Consider the following 16696-nt stretch of genomic DNA (forward strand, 5'->3'; position numbering starts at 1 on the left):
ATCGCCAGAGCTGGCCCGACAACCACCGGCCGCCCCCCGGGAGGCGGCCGATCCGCACGGCATCGAAAATACCGCGCTTGCCCTTTTGATCTTCGGCGGCATTTCCCCCATGATCCAGCAAACCGCTTCCATCCTTTGCGAACGAGTATCGGCCTGACATGAAACATATCGAGATCGGCGGCCTGCCCGTCGGAAATACCCGGCCCCTGACGGTGATCGCGGGCCCCTGCCAGCTGGAAAGCCTGGACCACGCCCTGATGATCGGCCGCGCCATGAAGGACGCCTGCGCCGCAGCCGGGGCGGGCTACGTCTTCAAGGCCAGCTTCGACAAGGCCAACCGCACCTCACTGTCGGGACGACGCGGCCTCGGCATCGACAAGGGGCTCGAGGTTCTGGCCGAGCTGCGCCGCCAGCTCGACGTGCCGGTCCTGACCGATGTTCACAGCCCCGAGCAATGCGCCCCCGCCGCAGAGGCCGTCGACGTGTTGCAGATCCCGGCCTTTCTGTGCCGCCAGACCGATCTTCTGCTGGCCGCGGGCGAGACCGGCGCTGCGGTCAATGTGAAGAAGGGCCAGTTCCTTGCCCCCTGGGACATGGCCAATGCCGTGGCCAAGATCGAATCGACCGGCAACCGGCGGATCCTTCTGACCGAGCGCGGCGTGTCCTTCGGCTACAACACCCTCGTCACCGACATGCGCAGCCTGCCGATCATGACGCGACTCGGTTATCCGGTGGTGATGGATGCGACCCATGCGGTGCAGCAGCCGGGCGGCCAGGGCGGCTCGAGCGGCGGGCAGCGCGAATTCGCCCCGGTGCTGGCCCGCGCGGCCGTCTCCCTTGGCGTGGCGGCGGTCTTCATCGAGACTCACGAGGCCCCCGACAGTGCGCCCTCCGACGGACCGAACATGATTCCGCTCGACCAGATGCCGGATCTGATCGCGACCCTGATGGCTTTCGACCGGCTCGCCAAGGCCCATCCTCTGTCGATCTGAGCAAAGGATGCCCGGACGCATTTTTTCGTCAGATTGGGCTTGAAGCCGGTCCGGGCATCCCGTATCTACGCCTCCACGTTGGGGCGTAGCCAAGTGGTAAGGCACCGGTTTTTGGTACCGCGCACCGTAGGTTCGAATCCTACCGCCCCAGCCAATTTCGTCTATTTGTGACGTTCGCCGAAGATTGGAACCTATCCGGTTCTACTTGGCATCTTGCTCGGGCAAGACTGGCATCTGCTGACATTCCGAACGTCTCACTGTCCAGAATCCCTCTGAACTGACAGACATTTGCGCGCGTATGATCTCGTCCCTAAACTGAGGTCTGACGAACACGGAGGGCACAGGTATGGCCAACTGGTATTCGGCCGACCTGCACTTCGGCCACCACCGCATCATCGACTTCTGCAAGCGCCCCTTCGCCTCAACCGCAGAGATAAACGCGGCCCTGATCGCCAACTTCCAGGCCTGCGTCGCGCACGATGATGACCTCTGGATTTTAGGAGATTTCGCCTTTGGCCGCGCTGATGATACGGCACAGTTCGAGAGCTGGTTTCACAGCCTCCCCGGCCGTAAGCATCTGATCATCGGCAACCACGACGATGAAGCGGTCATCTCTCTCCCATGGGCGAGCACCGAGTACATGGCCGAGATCCAGGACGGAGATCATAGCCTCGTCCTTTGCCACTATCCGATGATCACTTGGAACGGCGCACGCAGAGGCGCCCTGCAGCTGTTCGGCCACGTCCACGACCAATGGGCAGGCTCGCGAAACAGCATAAATGTCGGCGTCGACCAGTGGGATTTTCGACCGATCCAGATTGAGGAAATGGCAAAGCGGGCAGTTCCAGAACGCTCATGCGGGTTTGCGCGACCTTGGTCTTCGCGTCACGAGCCTTGGGTTTCGTCGCTTTCGGTGTTCCATCCATGGCAGGGTCCTCCTTTCCCAAAACAGCATGGAAGGAAGGTTAAGTGGACAAATTGTACACTTAACCTTCTTGGCTAACGAATGACATTACGGTTTCGATGGGACGTCGCCCCATGTTTCGGTAACCCAGATGCGGGCGCTCGGTGTTGTAGTGGACGAGCCAGGCGTTGAGATCGGCCTGGAGGGCCGCGACAGTCTCGTAGAAGGTCTCGCGCATCTTCACGCGGAAGAACTCCTCCAGCACCGTGCCATTGAACCGCTCGACGAAGCCGTTGGTCTTCGGCGTGCGGACCTTGGTGCGGCGATGCTCTATTGCGTTGAGGTCGAGATAGAGCTCTTAGGGGTGCTTTTCGGTGCCGCAGAATTCGCGGCCGCTCGCCATTGGGCTCGAACCAATGGCGCCTTCAATGGCTCGCTCGGTCAGAACCGCTTTCACCGGCAGATCCAGGGCGCGGTAGAAGGGCAGGACGTCGTTGTGCAGGACTGCGACCGCCGCCTCGGGCTGCTTGGAAACGTGCAGGAAGCCGAAGGCGTAGCTGCCGAAGGTGTCGACGACCGCGTGCAGATAGACCTTGCCGATCCCCTTCAGCGTGCCGACGAAGAACGTGTCGGCGGCAAGCCTTTTTTCGGAGTTGATCCGCTGCCTGCCCTGCGGCAGTTACAGCAGCTCAATGGAGAGCCCCCTTTCGTGAAGGGCCCCGACTGCTATTTCTCGAACATCGAAGTCACGGCGTTCGAATGCCTGCTGCTGATGCCGGGTGGCGGGTTCCGTGCAACGCGGGAAGGAACGGAAGAGGCCGGACAGAAAACGATCGGTTGGCAGAGAAAGCAGCGGACGCCGCCTGAGGACCTGAAAAGTCACGTGCGTCTTGATCTTGCCACTTGAACGAAATCGCTCCTGCTCTCCATCTGATTAACGTGATGGCTAAATACGCAGACATGGACCACAAAACCTTCTATCGGGGTGCGGCGCTGGACCGGCACAGGTTCGCGGCTCTGGCGAATTCAGACGGAAGCTACAGCCCGAACCGGCCGTTTTCCTCGAGCACCCATGTCGTGGAATTCGATCTGCGCACGGGCGCGTGGCAGGAGATTGCCCATCGCACGTGGTTCGGCGTGGGCGTCGCGCGATGGCAAGGCGCCGGAGCGGCCGGAGCGGCGGGGCTCATGGTGCTGTCGCAGCAGGGGGATGTGCTGGAAAGCGGCGAAGAAACCCGGGACAGTCGGCTTACCGATTGCCCGCTGGCCTGGATGGTCAGCATCGACTGCGTGGCCAGCGGACTTTATCCTGACCGGGACCTCGGAAGGACGCGAGTTCATCAACCACGATCCCACCCTGACGCGGCGACTGCGTCCTGTCGAGATTTTGGCCATGACGCCCGAAACCGATGGCCCCACCCTCCGAAATGCCATGACCAAGCTATTGGCGGGATCTGGCCTGACCGATGAAGGCCTGTTCAGCCTCGCGGAATTCATGCCGCTCACCTGAGAGCGCTCGTGGCCGGGATCCTGCGCGCTATCCTCAACGCCATTGCCGCGCTCATACCGACGGGACGACCGTCAGAAACCCAGCGCGCGCTCCCAGCGTGATATTCAGGACCGACGAATGTAACTCCCAGTCCGGGATCCGGGGGCAAGGTCACCACCGCCGTCGAGACCGGCGCCGCGGTCTTCAGCCCCTCGAACATCAGCACGAAATAGAGCGCGAAGATCCCGCCCCGCACCAGAAAGCGTCAGGCCGCGCGGAACTGCTGCAGCCGCAGCCCCGATCACCGCCCCGGCCAGAAGGAAACGCAGCGCCGTCAGCGCCACCGGATCGATATCATTGACAATCAGGCTGCCGAAGCTGAACGCGCCTGCCACCAGCACCGAAAAGCCCAGCATCGCCAGATGGCCCCGAGCGCCTCGCCGCGCGGGACCGCGCCCAGACCCAGGACCATCTCAGGGCCATCTCAGGGCCATTCCTTCGCCGCCTCCTTCAGCCGCGTGGTCAGCGACTGGACCTTGGCGGTGCGGTGCAGGTCGACATGGGTCACCAGCCAGAGCGGCACGTCCCATTCGGCCAGCGGCGGATGCATCTGCTCGAGCCCGGGCAGCCGCTCGGCCCACCAGACCGGCACGAAGCCGATCCCGGCCCCCGCCGCCACCGCCTCGACCTGCGCCCGCGCGTCGGAGGCGCGAAAGCCCACCCGCCGGGCCGGGACATTGGCCTTGAGCCAGCGGTTGAAGGGCGCCCGGTGATCCTCGTCGGACGGGCCGACATAGAAATGCGCACCGACATCCTCGCCCAGCCGGCCATGCGCGGCGACATAGGCGGCATTGGCGTAAAGGGCGTAGCGAAGGGTATAGAGCCTCTGCACGATATTGTCGGGCTCGTCGGGCTGCGATCCGGCCCGGACCGCGACATGGGCCTCGCCATATTCCAGACGATAAAGCCGGGAATCGGCCATCAGGCGCAGGGTCAGCTCGGGATGTTCGGCCTGAAAGCCCGACAGAACCGGCACCAGCAGCGGCGTCAGGCTGTCGACCGTGGTCACCGTCAGCTCGCCGGTCATAGCCGCGCCGCGGCCGCGCAGCCGTCCGGCAAGCTGGCTGAACTGATCGGCCGTGACCTGGGCCACCCGCAACAGCTCCTCGCCCGCCTCGGTCGGGGTATAGCCGCGGGCATGGCGCTGGAAGAGCTTGACCCCCAGCCTGTCCTCCAGCGCATCGACATGGCGGATCACGGTCGCATGATGCACCCCGAGCGCCTCGGCCGCACCGCTCACCGTGCCCCGGCGCGCCACGTGATAGGCGGTGCGGATCTCATCCCAGTTGTCGACGTCCATGACGAAGGCTTCACCTGTGCAAAAATTCACAACTCCCGCAGATGCTGGGCAATTGCCAGAGCCGAAGCAAGGCCCAACTTGTCGAAATGCCCGACACCGGCGACCAGCCCGGCCCCGACTTGACTCCGGACGCCTTTCATGGCTTAAGCGGGCGCAATTCCGGTCGGTGCAACCCCGTCCGGTCCCGGCATGTCGTCGGGATCGCCCCCCCGTCAGCGAGGTTTCGCCCACGGGGGCAAATCGCGTTTGGCGCATTGCGACGCGCTGACAAATCGCGCCATCCCGGCCAGACTGTCGGGACAGGCAGAACGGTCGAAGGAGGGCCAGGGCCATGTTCGAAAGTCTTTCCGACCGCCTTTCCGGCGTATTCGACCGGCTGACCCGGCAAGGGGCGCTGAGCGAAGAGGATGTCGCGACCGCGCTCCGCGAGGTCCGCGTCGCGCTTCTGGAGGCCGACGTGTCGCTGCCGGTGGCGCGCGATTTCGTCAAGTCGGTGCAGGAGAAGGCCACCGGCCAGGAGGTGACCAAGTCGGTCACCCCGGGCCAGCAGGTCGTCAAGATCGTCCATGACGCGCTGGTCGATGTGCTGACCGGCGAGGGCGAGCCCGGCTACATGAAGATCGACAACCCGCCCGCGCCGATCCTGATGGTCGGCCTGCAGGGCGGCGGCAAGACCACCACCACCGCCAAGCTCGCAAAGCGCCTGAAAGAGATCAACGGCAAGCGCGTGCTGATGGCCTCGCTCGACGTGAACCGTCCGGCCGCGATGGAACAGCTTGCCGTTCTCGGCGTCCAGATCGGCGTCGACACCCTGCCCATCGTCAAGGGGCAGAAACCCGTCGACATCGCCAAGCGCGCCAAGCAGCAGGCGGCGATGGGCGGCTATGACGTCTACATGCTGGACACCGCCGGGCGCCTGTCCATCGACGAAGAACTGATGGCCGAGGTCGAGGCCGTCCGCGATGTCGCCACGCCGCGCGAGACGCTGCTGGTGGTCGACGGCCTGACCGGTCAGGACGCCGTCCACACCGCCGAGAATTTCGACGCGCGGATCGGCATCACCGGCGTCGTGCTGACCCGGATGGATGGCGACGGCCGCGGCGGCGCGGCGCTGTCGATGCGCGCGGTCACCGGCAAGCCGATCAAATATGTCGGTCTGGGCGAGAAGCTCGACGCGATCGAGGAATTCCACCCGGAACGGATCGCGGGCCGCATCCTCGGCATGGGCGACATCGTCAGCCTCGTCGAGAAGGCGCAGGCCACCATCGAGGCCGAGCAGGCCGAGCGGATGATGAAGCGCATGCAGAAGGGTCAGTTCAACATGAACGACCTGAAGATGCAGCTGGAACAGATGCTCCGGATGGGCGGGATGGAAGGCATCATGGGGATGATGCCCGGCATGGGCAAGATGCAGAAACAGGCCGCCGAGGCCGGTTTCGACGATTCCGTGCTGCGCCGCCAGATCGCGCTGATCAACTCGATGACCAAGAGGGAACGCGCCAATCCGCAGCTTTTGCAGGCCAGCCGCAAGAAGCGGATCGCGGCGGGCGCGGGGCTCGAGGTGCCGGAACTGAACAAGCTTCTCAAGATGCACCGGCAGATGTCGGACATGATGAAGAAGCTGGGCCAGAAAGGCGGCCGCGCCATGCTGAAAAAGGCTCTGGGCGGCATGTTCGGCAAGGGCGGCATGCCCGACATGGCCAATATGGACCAGGCCCAGATGGAAGAGGCCGCGCGCAAGATGGGCGCAGGCCTGCCGGGCGGGATGCCCGGCGGCATGGGCGGCATGGGCGGCGGCATGAGCCTGCCCCCGGGGCTTGGCGGGTTCGGCAAGAAGAAGTGACGTGACCGCGGCGCCGATCATAGACACCGCGCGGCTTAGGCTGCGCCCGCACCGGACCGAGGATTTCGGCCCCTATGCGGCGCTGTTCGCCTCGGAGCGGGCGCGCTTCATGGGCGGGCCGCTGTCGCGCCGGCAGGCCTGGCAGCTCTTTGCCGCCGATGTCGGGCAATGGGGGCTGCTGGGCTTCGGCGCCTGGGGCGTCGAGCGCCGCGAGGATGGCGTGGCGGTGGGACAGGTGGCGCTGAACAGGCCCGACCATTTCCCCGAACGCGAGCTGGGCTGGCTGGTCTTCGACGGCCATGAGGGCCAAGGCTATGCCGCAGAGGCGGCCGAGGCGGCCCGCGACCACGCCTTCGGCGCGCTCGGCTTCGACACGCTGGTCAGCTATGTCTCGCCCGAAAACCGCCGCTCTGTCGCGCTGGCCGAACGGCTTGGTGCGATGCCTGACCCGGTCGCGCCCCGGCCCGATCCGGGCGATCTCGTCTATCGCCACCGGCGCCCGGAGGCCCCGGCATGAAGATCGAGATCGTCTGCCCAGAGATTGAGACCGAGCGGCTGATCCTGCGCGGCCCCAGGGCGGCCGACTGGGACGCCCATGCCGCCTTCGCCACATCCGCGCGGGCACGCTATATCGGCGGGCCGTTCTCGCGGCGCGACGCCTGGACGAAATTCGCCGCGCGCTGGGGCCATTGGGCGCTCAATGGCTATGGCATGTTCACCGTCACCCGGAAGGGCTCGGACGCGGCCATCGGCGTGATCGGGCCGCATTTCCCCGAAGGCTGGGCGGAACCGGAACTGGGCTGGATCCTCTATCCAGAAGCCGAGGGTCAGGGCTTCGCACGAGAGGCCGCGCTGGCCTGCCGCCGCTTCGCCTATGAGACGCTCGGCTGGACCACCGCGATCAGCTATATCGACAGCGACAATGAGCGCTCGCGCGCGCTGGCCGAACGGCTGGGCTGCAGCCTCGATGCCTCTGTCCCCCACCCGTTCGAGGAAGACTGCGTGGTCTACCGCCATCCGGGACCCGAGGCTGCGGCATGAGCGTGATGCCCATCATCCCCGCGCTGAGCACGGCGCGCCTCACCCTGCGCGGCCCCGAACCACGCGACTTCGAGGTGCTGCGCGCCTTCTATGCCTCGGAGCGCTCGGCCTTCGTCGGCGGGCCGAAAAGCCCCGAGGGCACCTGGCGCCAGCTTGCGGCCGAGATCGGCCATTGGGCGCTGCGCGGCTACGGGCGCTGGATGGTCACCGAAAGGGCCGGCGGCCAGACCGTCGGCATGGTCGGGCTCTGGAACCCCGAAGGCTGGCCCGAACCCGAGATCGCCTGGGACCTGTTCGAGGGGTTCGAGGGCAAGGGCTATGCCACCGAGGCCGCCCGCGCCGCCCGCAGCCATGCCTATGAAACGCTCGGCTGGCCCACGGCGATCAGCTTGGTCAACCGCGCCAACACCGCCTCTGCCCGGGTCGCCGAGAGGCTGGGCGCGGTCCATGAGGGCGAGGTCCGCCACGAGACCTATGGCGCCATCGGCGTCTACCGCCACCCGGCGCCGGAGGCCTGCCGCTGATGGCCCATTCCGCGATCCCCGTTCTGGAAACCCGGCGGCTGGTCCTCAAGGGCCCCGCCCCCGGGGATTATCCGAATTTCGAGGCGACCTTCACCAGCTTCCGCGCCCGGTTCATGGGCGGGCCGCTCAGCGAATACGAATCCTGGATGCTCTATGCAGCCGAGATCGGGCATTGGCAGATCCACGGCTTCGGCATGTGGATGATACACGACCGCGACAGCGACGCGACGCTGGGCATGGCCGGGGGCTGGTATCCCAAGGGCTGGCCCGAACGCGAGATCGCCTGGGTGATCTGGCCCGGTATCGAGGGTCGGGGCATCGCGCTCGAGGCCGTCCATGCAGCGCGCGGCTGGTGCTATGACCGGCTCGGCTGGACCACCGCCGTAAGCTATGTCGACCCGAAGAATGTCAGCTCGGTCCGGCTCTGCGACCGGCTGGGCGCGCGACGCGACGACAGCGCCCCCAGCATCGACAGCCATGACATCGTCTATCGCCATCCCGCGCCTGCCGAGCTTCGGGCCACGCCGCTTTCCGCCCGGATCGAGGCCGAGCTGGCCGGCCATATCGACCCCTCGTGCCAGCCGAAAGGAGCGCCCCTTGACTGACGACGCAAGCCGTGCCGCCGAGCTTCTCAAGGAGCACCGCGCCAGCATCGACCGGCTCGACGCCATCCTCGTCTACACCCTGGGCGAGCGCTTCAAGCACACCCAGTCGGTGGGCCGGCTGAAGGCCACCCACGGCCTGCCGCCCTCGGACCCGGCACGCGAGGACCAGCAGATCGCACGGCTCGAGGAGCTGGCCCGCCAGGCCGATCTCGATCCGGAATTCGCCAAGAAATTCCTGAACTTCATCATTCAGGAAGTGATCCGTCACCATATCGAACACCAGAAATAGGCAGACCCCTGCCGATCAAGCCAACGAACAGGAGAAACTGACATGGCTCTGAAACTTCGTCTCGCCCGCGGCGGCTCGAAAAAACGTCCCTTCTACCGGATCGTCGTCACCGACAGCCGCATGCCCCGCGACGGCCGCTTCATCGAGAAGCTGGGCCTCTACAACCCGCTCCTGGCCAAGGACAGCGAAGAGCGCGTGAAGATGGATGTCGAGCGTGCGCAGCACTGGATCAGCCAGGGCGCCCAGCCGACCGACCGCGTTGCCCGGATGCTGGAAGCCGCCGGCGTTCTGACCAAGACCGAGCGCAGCAACCCCAAGAAGGGCGAGCCCGGCGACAAGGCCAAGAAACGTGCCGAGGAAAAGGCCGCCAAGGCCGCTGAAGCCAACGAGGCCGAATAAGCCATGGCCACCGGGACAGCAGCCCGGGCCGACCGGTTCGCGCCCGCCTTCCGCGACGAGCTCTTCGAGCTGATGCGGTGGCGGCGCGACGTGCGCCATTTCCGCACCGATCCGGTCGCGCCCGAGCTGCTCGACCGCTGCCTTTCGGCTTTCCGGCTGGCCCCTTCGGTGGGCCTGTCGGAACCCTGGCGGCTGATCCGGGTCGAAAGCCCGGCCGCCCGCGCTGCCGCGCGGGCCAATTTCGAGGCCGCCAATGCCGCGGCCCTCAAGGGCTATGAGGGCGAGAAGGCCGCGCTTTACCCACGGCTCAAGCTGTCGGGCATGGATCGCGCCCCGGTCCAGCTTGCCGTCTTCTGCGACGAGACCACGGCGCAGGGCGCAGGGCTCGGCGCCGCCACCATGCCCGAGATGCGGCGCTATTCGGTGGTGGCCGCGATCTCGATGTTCTGGCTTGCCGCGCGGGCCGAGGGGCTGGGGCTCGGCTGGGTCTCGGTGCTCGACCCCGACCGGCTGGCCCGCGATCTGGGCGCGCCCGAGGGCTGGGGCCTCGTCGCCTATCTCTGCCTCGGCTGGCCCGAGGTCGAACGCGACAGCCCCGAACTGGAAGAGGTCGGCTGGGAAACCCGCGCCGCCGGCCTGATCGTCGAGGAGCGATAGGACATGACCGACAGGGTCTGCGTCGGCGCGATTTCCGGGGCTTTCGGGGTCCGGGGCGAGGTGCGGCTGAAAAGCTTCTGCGCCGATCCCGGGGCCATTGCCGATTACGCGCCGCTTTACACCGAGGATGGCAGCCGCAGCTTCGGGCTGCGGATCACCCGCGCGGTCAAGGAGGGCTTTGCCGCACGGATGTCCGGGATCGAGACCAAGGAAGAGGCCGATGCGCTGAAGGGCGTACGGCTTTACGCCGACCGCGACCGGCTGCCCTCGCTGCCCGATGACGAATTCTACCACGCCGACCTGATCGGGCTGACCGTGGTCGACCCGGGCGGCAAGGAGCTGGGCACGGTGCGCGCCGTCCATGACCATGGCGCGGGCGATCTGCTCGAGATCCAGGGGCCGGGACTGACCTCGACCGTGCTTCTGCCCTTCACCAATGCCTGCGTACCGACCGTCGATCTTGCGGCGGGGCGTCTCATTGCGGATCCGCCCGAAGGGGTGTTCCCCTGAGCCTCACCCCATTCCGCTGACCAGGAGCGTCAAGCCCATGAACCTGCCCCAGATCTTTTACGCCGTGATCCTGTTCGGTGCCGTCCTCGGCGGCGCCACCGGAATCGATGCCTGGGTCATCGTCGTGATCGCAGCCCTTGCGGTCGTCGCCAACGTGTTCGACCCCACCGCCAGGCAGAAGCGCGCCGAGGACGGCAAGACCCTGACCAAGGCCCTGCCGATGATCGTCGTCAACCAGGTGATCTGGGCCAACCTCGCCTTCCTGATCGGCCTGGGCGTCGCCTGGCCCTTCGGCGGCAGCATCGTCGCCCTGCCGGTTCTGGTGCCGCTGATCGTCTCGGCCATCGGCTGTGCCGGGGCGCTCGCCGCCGGCATGAAGCCCGGCCCGAAGGCCTGACCCCTCCGCCACCCCGGAAAACCCGAGAGAGACCGCCCATGACGGACAGACCCAAATCCCATGGGCGGCTTTCGATCTCGGCCAGCCTTCGCCCCGGCGACCTGATGTCCGACCGGCCGCGCCTCAAGGGCGCCTGGAGCGCGCGGGTCATCACGCTTTTCCCCGACGCCTTCCCCGGCATCCTCGGTCTGTCCCTGACCGGCAAGGCGCTCGATCAGGGGCTCTGGGCGCTCGAAACCATCGACCTGCGCCCCTTCGGCGAGGGCCGGCACCGCAATGTCGATGACACCCCCGCGGGCGGCGGCGCCGGCATGGTGCTGCGGGCCGATGTGGTGGCGAAGGCCTTCGACCGGGCCGCGCTCGGCACGCCCGGGGATCGCGGCCGCTGGCCGGTGATCTACGTCTCGCCGCGCGGGGCCCCCTTCACCCAGGCCACCGCCCGCCGCTTCGCCGCGGCCGAGGGCCTGACCGTGCTCTGCGGCCGGTTCGAAGGGGTCGACGAGCGCGTACTCGAGGAATACGCGGTCGAGGAAGTGTCCTTGGGCGATTTCGTCCTGACCGGCGGCGAGATCGCGGCCGAGGCGATGATCGACGCCACCGTGCGGCTGTTGCCGGGGGTGCTGGGCAATGCCGCCTCGACCGAGGAGGAAAGCCATTCCGCCGGGCTGCTGGAGCATCCCCACTATACCCGCCCCGCCGACTGGCGCGGCCGGGCCATTCCCGAGGTGCTGCTGTCGGGCAATCACGGTGCCATCGAGCGCTGGCGCCGCGACATGGCCGAGCGCCTGACGGAGGCCCGCCGCCCCGATCTCTGGGCCGCCTATCGGCGCAGGACCGACTAGATCGTTCCGCGCAGCGCAGGCCGCAAACAGCTTGATCGCCGCCCCTGCCTTGACTATACACCGCCCGTCCGGGGCTTTCGCGAGTCGGCCGGACTCTTTCTTTTTGGCCTCGCGTTTCTTCGACGCGGCCCGGGCCGGGGGAAGGATCACCGAACAGGAAACGCAACCTGATCTCTGGCGGGCGCCCCCGGATGGGACGAAGGCGGACCCGGACGAAGGCACAGAGCTCTGAGGCGGCAAGAAAACTTCGCGGAACCAAACCGCGAGCGAAACCGGAGACATGCGATGAACCTGATCGCGCAACTGGAGGCCGAGCAGATCGCCGCGCTCGGCAAGACCATTCCCGACTTCAAGCCGGGCGACACCGTCCGGGTGGGCTACAAGGTGACCGAGGGCACCCGCACCCGGGTGCAGAATTACGAAGGCGTGTGCATCTCGCGCAAGAACGGCCATGGCATCGCCGGCTCGTTCACCGTGCGCAAGATCTCCTTCGGCGAGGGTGTGGAACGGGTGTTCCCGCTGTTCTCGACCAATATCGACACGATCGAGGTCGTCCGTCGCGGCCGCGTCCGCCGGGCCAAGCTCTACTACCTGCGCTCGCGCCGGGGCAAATCGGCCCGGATTGCCGAAGACAGCAACTACAAACCCAAGGCGTAAGGAGCGGTCTTATGCGCAAGGACATCCACCCCGATTACCACGCCATCGAGGTCAAGCTGACCGACGGCACCATGATCACCATGAAGTCGACCTACGGCAAGGAAGGCGACACGCTGTCGCTCGACATCGACCCCAGCGTGCACCCGGCCTGGACCGGCGGCAGCTCGCGCCTGATGGATACCGGCGGCCGCGTGTCGAAGTTCAAGAAGAAATACGAGGGTCTCGGCTTCTGAGCCACCCTGCGAAACGCATCGCGGAACGCCGTCCCCCCGGGGGCGGCGTTTTCGTTTCAGGACCTCCGCCCCGCCCAAGCCTCGAACCCCTCCCCGTGATCCGTCCGGATCGGCCCATCGGCGCGATAGCGGGCGCACCGTCCCGGCTTTTGCCGCAGAGCGTCTGCAGCTTGCTGCGCGGACCGGTCCCGCTGCGGAGCCTTGGGAGAGACCGGCCGCGCCCGCGTCGCTTATGCGGCGCGCCATCCTCGACACGGCCCTTCGCTTCGCCATTTTGCTCAGGCCGCAGCCGCGCCAGGCAGGTTTGCCCCGCCGGGCCAGAACCCGTCGCAAAAGATCGCTGCTGAAACTGTCTCCGAGACCGACAGCGCTCCGGACAGGCCACCCCCCCGGCAGAAACTCCGAATGGCGCCCGATCCGCGCACGCGCCGGTCATGCCCCCCGCATGCGCGAGACCGGGATCGCCCCTCTTTCCGCGTTTCGCGCAGCCCGCAGCGCAGGGACCGCCGGGGCGGTGCGACCGCGTGGATGCCTGGCTTCGAGCCACCCCGGAAGTGTCGATCGGACGACCGCCGCGATCCCGGCCCGACAGGACGCGATCTCGGCGCCGCGCATCACTGGAAGGCTGCCTGAAGACAACCCCTCAAGGCCCCGCAGCGGCTTCCAATCCCTCCCCCCTCACCTTAAAGTGAGCGCGGGTCTCTCCGGCGAGGGGCCGGTCAGGAAGCGAGGTTGGCAGTGGCGCATATCATCGTCGTCGGCAACGAAAAGGGCGGCGCGGGAAAATCCACCGTGTCGATGCATGTGGCCACGGCGCTGGCCCGTCAGGGGTTCCGGGTCGGTGCGCTCGATCTCGACGTGCGGCAGCGCTCGCTGGGCCGCTTCTTCGACAACCGTTCGGCCTATATCGCCCAGAGCGGCGTCGACCTGCCCTCGGCCGAATTCCGCGAATTGCCCGAGATCGACCCCGCCGAGCTCGACGAGGGCGAGAACCTGCATGACCGACGCCTGTCCACCGCCATCGCCGAGCTCGAACGCGAGAAGGACTTCATCCTGATCGACTGCCCCGGCTCGCATACGCGGCTCAGCCAGGTGGCGCATACGCTGGCCGATACGCTGATCACGCCGCTCAATGACAGCTTCATCGATTTCGACCTGCTGGCGCGGCATGACGGCGGCACCGGCAAGATCCTCGGCCCCTCGATCTATTCGGAAATGGTCTGGAACGCGCGGCAGATGCGGGCGCAGGCCGGGCTGAAACCCATCGACTGGGTGGTGCTTCGCAACCGGCTGGGGGCGCAGCAGATGCACAACAAGCGCAAGATGGGCAAGGCGCTTGAAAACCTCTCGCGCCGGATCGGGTTCCGGGTCGCGCCCGGTTTTTCCGAACGGGTGATCTTCCGCGAGCTGTTCCCGAACGGCCTGACCCTTCTGGACCTGAAGGATACCGGCGTGACCAGCCTCAACATCTCGAACGTGGCCGCGCGCCAGGAGCTGCGCGACCTGATGGCGGCGCTGAAACTGCCCGAGGTCGAAGCGGTGGCCTGAGCCGGCCTGACGCCCTGCCCGGGCGCCGGCGGTTCTGCCCTTTCCGGCCTTCGGCACTGCCAAGGCGCGGGCCGATTTCGGAGCGGCACCGAAAACGCCCCCTTCTTCACGGGTCATGTCCGGCTGGCATGATCCGCAGCCGGAGGGGCCCCCTTCGGGACGGAACGATCACCCTTTCAACGAAACGACCCTGTCCGTTCGGAGCGACCCCAGGAAGGCCCGGTCGTGGCTGACCACGACCACCGCGCCGTCGTAGCGGGCCAGTGCCGCTTCCAGCGCCTCGATCCCCTCGAGATCGAGATGGTTTGTCGGCTCGTCAAGAAGCAGAAGCTGTGGCGGCGGCGTCGCGCCGAGAACGCAGGCAAGACCCGCGCGCAGCTTTTCGCCGCCGCTCAGCCCCCCGGCGCGGCGCAGCGCATCCCTGGCGCGGAACCCGAACCGGGCCAGCGCGGTGTGGGCCGTTTGCGTCGTGGCCTGAGCGTTCAGATCGAGAAAGGTCTCAAGCAGCGTCCGGTCCGGATCGAGCATCCCGACATGCTGGTCCAGAAGTTCCCAGGGGACACAGACCCGCGCCTGCCCCGCCACCGGCGTGAGCGCGCCGGTGATGAGCTTGAGAAGGGTGGTCTTGCCGCTGCCATTCGGTCCCGCGATCACGACGCGCTCGGGACCGGTGATGGTAAGCGAAAAGTCCCGGATCGCCGGAGCCGCCGCATCATGACCGCCGGTCACGCGGTCCATGACCAGGACGGTCCTGCCGGCCGGCAGGCCGCTCGGTGCGATCTCCATATGGAGCGGGGTCAACAGCTCGATCTTCTCGCGGGCGGCGGAGAGGGCCTCCTGGGCCGCATCCATCCGGGCCTCGCGGAGGCGCGCCCCCGCGCCGCCGGAGGCTTCCGCACGGCCCCTGGCAGCATCCATCATGATCTTTGGCTGGTCCCCCTTCGCCCGTGACTTGCGGCCGCCGCTGTCCTTCCGGGCCTTGCGCTCGGCGGCCTGCTGCGCGCGGCGCGCGACCTCTGCCCGGGTCTTCTCCGCATGGGCTGCGTCCTGCGCCGCTGCGGCGCGCTCGCGGGCCTTCTGCTCGCGGAAGGCCGTGTAATTGCCCCCGTATCTTGCCGCGCCGAGGGAGGTCAGCTCGACGATGGCATCCATCTCCTCCAGCAACTCGCGATCGTGACTCACGACGATCGCTCCGCCGGTCCAGCCGCGCAGCAGCTCGATCACCGCACGACGCCCCGTGCGGTCGAGATTGTTCGTCGGCTCGTCCATGAGCAGGAAATCGGGCTCTGCCAGGATCAGCGCGGCCAGCGCCGCCCGACTGCGTTGCCCGCCCGACAGCGTGGCAAGCCGGGTCCGCGGACCGGCCGCGAGACCGACCTTGGCCAGCGCCGCCTCGATCCGGGCGGGCAAGGTCCAGTCCGCCGCGGCCAGCTCATCGGCGCTCGCCCGACCCTGCTCGGCCCGGTCGATCACATTCAGGGCCTGACGCGCGCCCAGAAGATCGGCGATGGTCTCGTCGGGATGCTGCAGAGCCTCCTGGCGCATCATGGCAACCGAGCCGGTGATGCCGACCTGGCCGCCTGCCGGAGCCGCAGCCCCAGCGATCACGCGCAGAAGAGTGCTTTTCCCGGCACCGTTGCGGCCGACGAGACCAGAGCGCTCGCAGCCGAAGGTGAGATCGAGACCGGTGAAGAGCGGTGTGCCGTCAGGACGCGACCAGGACAGGCCGGAGAGCGAAACGGATGCAGGCATGGGACAGGACTTCTCGCAAGGAAACCGAAAGGGAGCGGGCTGCGAGCGTCATGTCCATGGGCGGGTGCATCTCCTGCGATGGGATGGCAGGTATTTACCAAAGCCGATGCGCTCTGGCAAGGTTTCGGGAGGACTGCGCCGAGAGGGCTCGGGGCCGGGTCTCGACCGTCAAGAAGCGCCGCCCACCCGCGCAGCGGGTGCGGTCAGGGTGACTGACGAGTGGCGGCGGCAAAACCGGGCCGCGGCGCCGAGGCGCCCGACAGGAAAATCGTGATCGCAATGGGCACGCGCCCCGACCGACCGCCGTGACCGTCCCCGCGGGGAAGGCTCAGCCGATGTCGTGGCCCGCGGCCCGGGCCGAGACTTCCTGCAGGCCATGCACCAGGAAGATGCCCATTAGGCCGTGATAGAGGATCGCGCCGCCCAGTACGTGCAGCATGTAGATCCAGCCCTCGGCAAAGGTCGAGATCACCACGACGACAAGCGCGCCCAGCGCCGATGCCGCCAGCGCCACCAGCATCGCGCGGCCGTTGGGCCCCAGCCTGCGGGCGACGATGGCGCGGCGCTCGAGCTCGGCCGCGCCCAGCAGCACAACCAGCGAGAAGCCGAGATACAAGGCGAAGACCTGCATCATCCCTGACATCCTTCTTTCTG

Annotated in this window: 20 protein-coding genes, 1 tRNA gene and 1 pseudogene; 17 read left to right on the forward strand and 5 right to left on the reverse strand. The window is 67.1% G+C overall.

The features are described from left to right. Positions 1 to 158: 158 nt before the first annotated feature. From kdsA to ACK8CO_RS05855, 3 genes are all read left to right on the forward strand, one after another. Positions 159 to 992, forward strand: coding sequence for a 3-deoxy-8-phosphooctulonate synthase (kdsA, locus tag ACK8CO_RS05845; protein WP_080615348.1), 834 nt, complete (start codon positions 159 to 161; stop codon positions 990 to 992). Between the two features lie 79 nt (positions 993 to 1071). Beyond that, a tRNA-Gln gene (locus tag ACK8CO_RS05850) sits at positions 1072 to 1146 on the forward strand. A gap of 192 nt (positions 1147 to 1338) precedes the next feature. Continuing rightward, complete coding sequence (locus ACK8CO_RS05855) at positions 1339 to 1995, forward strand: metallophosphoesterase (RefSeq protein ID WP_414898489.1); 657 nt, start codon at positions 1339 to 1341, stop codon at positions 1993 to 1995. On the opposite strand, the pseudogene ACK8CO_RS05860 reads toward ACK8CO_RS05855, so the two are convergent. The 3 genes and pseudogenes from ACK8CO_RS05860 to ACK8CO_RS05870 form a co-directional block, all read right to left on the reverse strand. Then, positions 1979 to 2536, reverse strand: a pseudogene (locus ACK8CO_RS05860) (integrase core domain-containing protein); the annotation flags it as partial. The gene ACK8CO_RS05855 and the pseudogene ACK8CO_RS05860 overlap by 17 nt on opposite strands. 974 nt (positions 2537 to 3510) lie before the next feature. Then, positions 3511 to 3801 carry a hypothetical protein gene (locus ACK8CO_RS05865; protein ID WP_414898490.1) on the reverse strand — a complete coding sequence of 97 codons (291 nt, stop codon included), beginning with the start codon at positions 3799 to 3801 and terminating at the stop codon, positions 3511 to 3513. 68 nt (positions 3802 to 3869) lie between these two features. Beyond that, positions 3870 to 4745: a LysR family transcriptional regulator gene (locus ACK8CO_RS05870; RefSeq protein WP_080615345.1), complete on the reverse strand. Its 876-nt coding sequence runs from the start codon at positions 4743 to 4745 to the stop codon at positions 3870 to 3872. A gap of 331 nt (positions 4746 to 5076) precedes the next feature. On the opposite strand from ACK8CO_RS05870, the gene ffh reads away from it, so the two are divergent. The 14 genes from ffh (at position 5077) to ACK8CO_RS05940 (ending at position 14290) form a co-directional block, all read left to right on the forward strand. Beyond that, on the forward strand, positions 5077 to 6588 hold the full coding sequence (ffh, locus tag ACK8CO_RS05875; protein ID WP_414898491.1) for a signal recognition particle protein: 1512 nt from the start codon (positions 5077 to 5079) through the stop codon (positions 6586 to 6588). 1 nt (position 6589) lies between these two features. Continuing rightward, a complete protein-coding gene (locus ACK8CO_RS05880; protein ID WP_414898492.1) occupies positions 6590 to 7105 on the forward strand; it encodes a GNAT family N-acetyltransferase in 516 nt (171 codons plus the stop codon). Further along, entirely contained in the window at positions 7102 to 7629 is a 528-nt protein-coding gene (locus ACK8CO_RS05885; RefSeq protein WP_414898493.1) for a GNAT family N-acetyltransferase, read from the forward strand. Before ACK8CO_RS05880 ends, ACK8CO_RS05885 begins: the two co-directional genes overlap by 4 nt. Further along, the gene (locus tag ACK8CO_RS05890) at positions 7626 to 8153 is read left to right on the forward strand and encodes a GNAT family N-acetyltransferase (protein WP_414898494.1); all 528 of its coding nucleotides are present in this window, start codon (positions 7626 to 7628) and stop codon (positions 8151 to 8153) included. The genes ACK8CO_RS05885 and ACK8CO_RS05890 overlap by 4 nt, the downstream gene beginning before the upstream one ends. Further along, positions 8153 to 8758, forward strand: a complete 606-nt coding sequence (locus tag ACK8CO_RS05895; RefSeq protein WP_414898495.1) for a GNAT family N-acetyltransferase — start codon at positions 8153 to 8155, stop codon at positions 8756 to 8758. The genes ACK8CO_RS05890 and ACK8CO_RS05895 overlap by 1 nt, the downstream gene beginning before the upstream one ends. Further along, complete coding sequence (locus ACK8CO_RS05900; protein WP_080615338.1) at positions 8751 to 9047, forward strand: chorismate mutase; 297 nt, start codon at positions 8751 to 8753, stop codon at positions 9045 to 9047. Before ACK8CO_RS05895 ends, ACK8CO_RS05900 begins: the two co-directional genes overlap by 8 nt. 42 nt (positions 9048 to 9089) lie before the next feature. Then, entirely contained in the window at positions 9090 to 9446 is a 357-nt protein-coding gene (rpsP, locus tag ACK8CO_RS05905; RefSeq protein ID WP_414898496.1) for a 30S ribosomal protein S16, read from the forward strand. A gap of 3 nt (positions 9447 to 9449) precedes the next feature. Then, positions 9450 to 10103 (forward strand): 5,6-dimethylbenzimidazole synthase, encoded by a 654-nt coding sequence (bluB, locus tag ACK8CO_RS05910; protein WP_414898497.1) that lies wholly within the window; start codon positions 9450 to 9452, stop codon positions 10101 to 10103. Between the two features lie 3 nt (positions 10104 to 10106). After that, positions 10107 to 10613: a ribosome maturation factor RimM gene (rimM, locus tag ACK8CO_RS05915; protein ID WP_414898498.1), complete on the forward strand. Its 507-nt coding sequence runs from the start codon at positions 10107 to 10109 to the stop codon at positions 10611 to 10613. A 37-nt stretch (positions 10614 to 10650) separates the two neighbouring features. Next, a complete protein-coding gene (locus tag ACK8CO_RS05920; RefSeq protein ID WP_414898499.1) occupies positions 10651 to 11010 on the forward strand; it encodes a hypothetical protein in 360 nt (119 codons plus the stop codon). A gap of 38 nt (positions 11011 to 11048) precedes the next feature. After that, positions 11049 to 11852 carry a tRNA (guanosine(37)-N1)-methyltransferase TrmD gene (gene trmD / locus ACK8CO_RS05925; protein WP_080615333.1) on the forward strand — a complete coding sequence of 268 codons (804 nt, stop codon included), beginning with the start codon at positions 11049 to 11051 and terminating at the stop codon, positions 11850 to 11852. Positions 11853 to 12137: 285 nt separating this feature from the next. Beyond that, the gene (rplS, locus tag ACK8CO_RS05930; protein WP_080615332.1) at positions 12138 to 12509 is read left to right on the forward strand and encodes a 50S ribosomal protein L19; all 372 of its coding nucleotides are present in this window, start codon (positions 12138 to 12140) and stop codon (positions 12507 to 12509) included. A gap of 11 nt (positions 12510 to 12520) precedes the next feature. Beyond that, positions 12521 to 12742, forward strand: coding sequence for a 50S ribosomal protein L31 (gene rpmE / locus ACK8CO_RS05935; RefSeq protein ID WP_080615331.1), 222 nt, complete (start codon positions 12521 to 12523; stop codon positions 12740 to 12742). A gap of 738 nt (positions 12743 to 13480) precedes the next feature. Beyond that, on the forward strand, positions 13481 to 14290 hold the full coding sequence (locus tag ACK8CO_RS05940; protein ID WP_080615330.1) for a division plane positioning ATPase MipZ: 810 nt from the start codon (positions 13481 to 13483) through the stop codon (positions 14288 to 14290). Positions 14291 to 14458: 168 nt separating this feature from the next. Here ACK8CO_RS05940 and ACK8CO_RS05945 read toward each other — a convergent pair whose 3' ends face one another. After that, the gene (locus ACK8CO_RS05945) at positions 14459 to 16042 is read right to left on the reverse strand and encodes an ABC-F family ATP-binding cassette domain-containing protein (RefSeq protein ID WP_414898500.1); all 1584 of its coding nucleotides are present in this window, start codon (positions 16040 to 16042) and stop codon (positions 14459 to 14461) included. Positions 16043 to 16370: 328 nt separating this feature from the next. Further along, positions 16371 to 16676, reverse strand: a complete 306-nt coding sequence (locus ACK8CO_RS05950) for a hypothetical protein (protein ID WP_080615328.1) — start codon at positions 16674 to 16676, stop codon at positions 16371 to 16373. Positions 16677 to 16696 lie beyond the last annotated feature (20 nt).

The sequence above is a fragment of the Rhodovulum sp. HP10 genome, from assembly GCF_047553435.1.
Classification (GTDB): domain Bacteria; phylum Pseudomonadota; class Alphaproteobacteria; order Rhodobacterales; family Rhodobacteraceae; genus Rhodovulum.

Excerpts from the sequence above, each read along its gene's own strand:
- ffh (WP_414898491.1), top strand. The coding sequence starts at position 5,077 with ATGTTCGAAAGTCTTTCCGACCGCCTTTCCGGCGTATTCGACCGGCTG.
- rplS (WP_080615332.1), top strand. The coding sequence starts at position 12,138 with ATGAACCTGATCGCGCAACTGGAGGCCGAGCAGATCGCCGCGCTCGGC.
- ACK8CO_RS05885 (WP_414898493.1), top strand. The coding sequence starts at position 7,102 with ATGAAGATCGAGATCGTCTGCCCAGAGATTGAGACCGAGCGGCTGATC.
- ACK8CO_RS05855 (WP_414898489.1), top strand. The coding sequence starts at position 1,339 with ATGGCCAACTGGTATTCGGCCGACCTGCACTTCGGCCACCACCGCATC.
- rpsP (WP_414898496.1), top strand. The coding sequence starts at position 9,090 with ATGGCTCTGAAACTTCGTCTCGCCCGCGGCGGCTCGAAAAAACGTCCC.
- trmD (WP_080615333.1), top strand. The coding sequence starts at position 11,049 with ATGACGGACAGACCCAAATCCCATGGGCGGCTTTCGATCTCGGCCAGC.
- ACK8CO_RS05890 (WP_414898494.1), top strand. The coding sequence starts at position 7,626 with ATGAGCGTGATGCCCATCATCCCCGCGCTGAGCACGGCGCGCCTCACC.
- bluB (WP_414898497.1), top strand. The coding sequence starts at position 9,450 with ATGGCCACCGGGACAGCAGCCCGGGCCGACCGGTTCGCGCCCGCCTTC.
- ACK8CO_RS05870 (WP_080615345.1), bottom strand. The coding sequence starts at position 4,745 with ATGGACGTCGACAACTGGGATGAGATCCGCACCGCCTATCACGTGGCG.
- ACK8CO_RS05945 (WP_414898500.1), bottom strand. The coding sequence starts at position 16,042 with ATGCCTGCATCCGTTTCGCTCTCCGGCCTGTCCTGGTCGCGTCCTGAC.
- ACK8CO_RS05865 (WP_414898490.1), bottom strand. The coding sequence starts at position 3,801 with ATGCTGGGCTTTTCGGTGCTGGTGGCAGGCGCGTTCAGCTTCGGCAGC.
- rpmE (WP_080615331.1), top strand. The coding sequence starts at position 12,521 with ATGCGCAAGGACATCCACCCCGATTACCACGCCATCGAGGTCAAGCTG.
- kdsA (WP_080615348.1), top strand. The coding sequence starts at position 159 with ATGAAACATATCGAGATCGGCGGCCTGCCCGTCGGAAATACCCGGCCC.
- rimM (WP_414898498.1), top strand. The coding sequence starts at position 10,107 with ATGACCGACAGGGTCTGCGTCGGCGCGATTTCCGGGGCTTTCGGGGTC.
- ACK8CO_RS05920 (WP_414898499.1), top strand. The coding sequence starts at position 10,651 with ATGAACCTGCCCCAGATCTTTTACGCCGTGATCCTGTTCGGTGCCGTC.
- ACK8CO_RS05895 (WP_414898495.1), top strand. The coding sequence starts at position 8,153 with ATGGCCCATTCCGCGATCCCCGTTCTGGAAACCCGGCGGCTGGTCCTC.
- ACK8CO_RS05950 (WP_080615328.1), bottom strand. The coding sequence starts at position 16,676 with ATGATGCAGGTCTTCGCCTTGTATCTCGGCTTCTCGCTGGTTGTGCTG.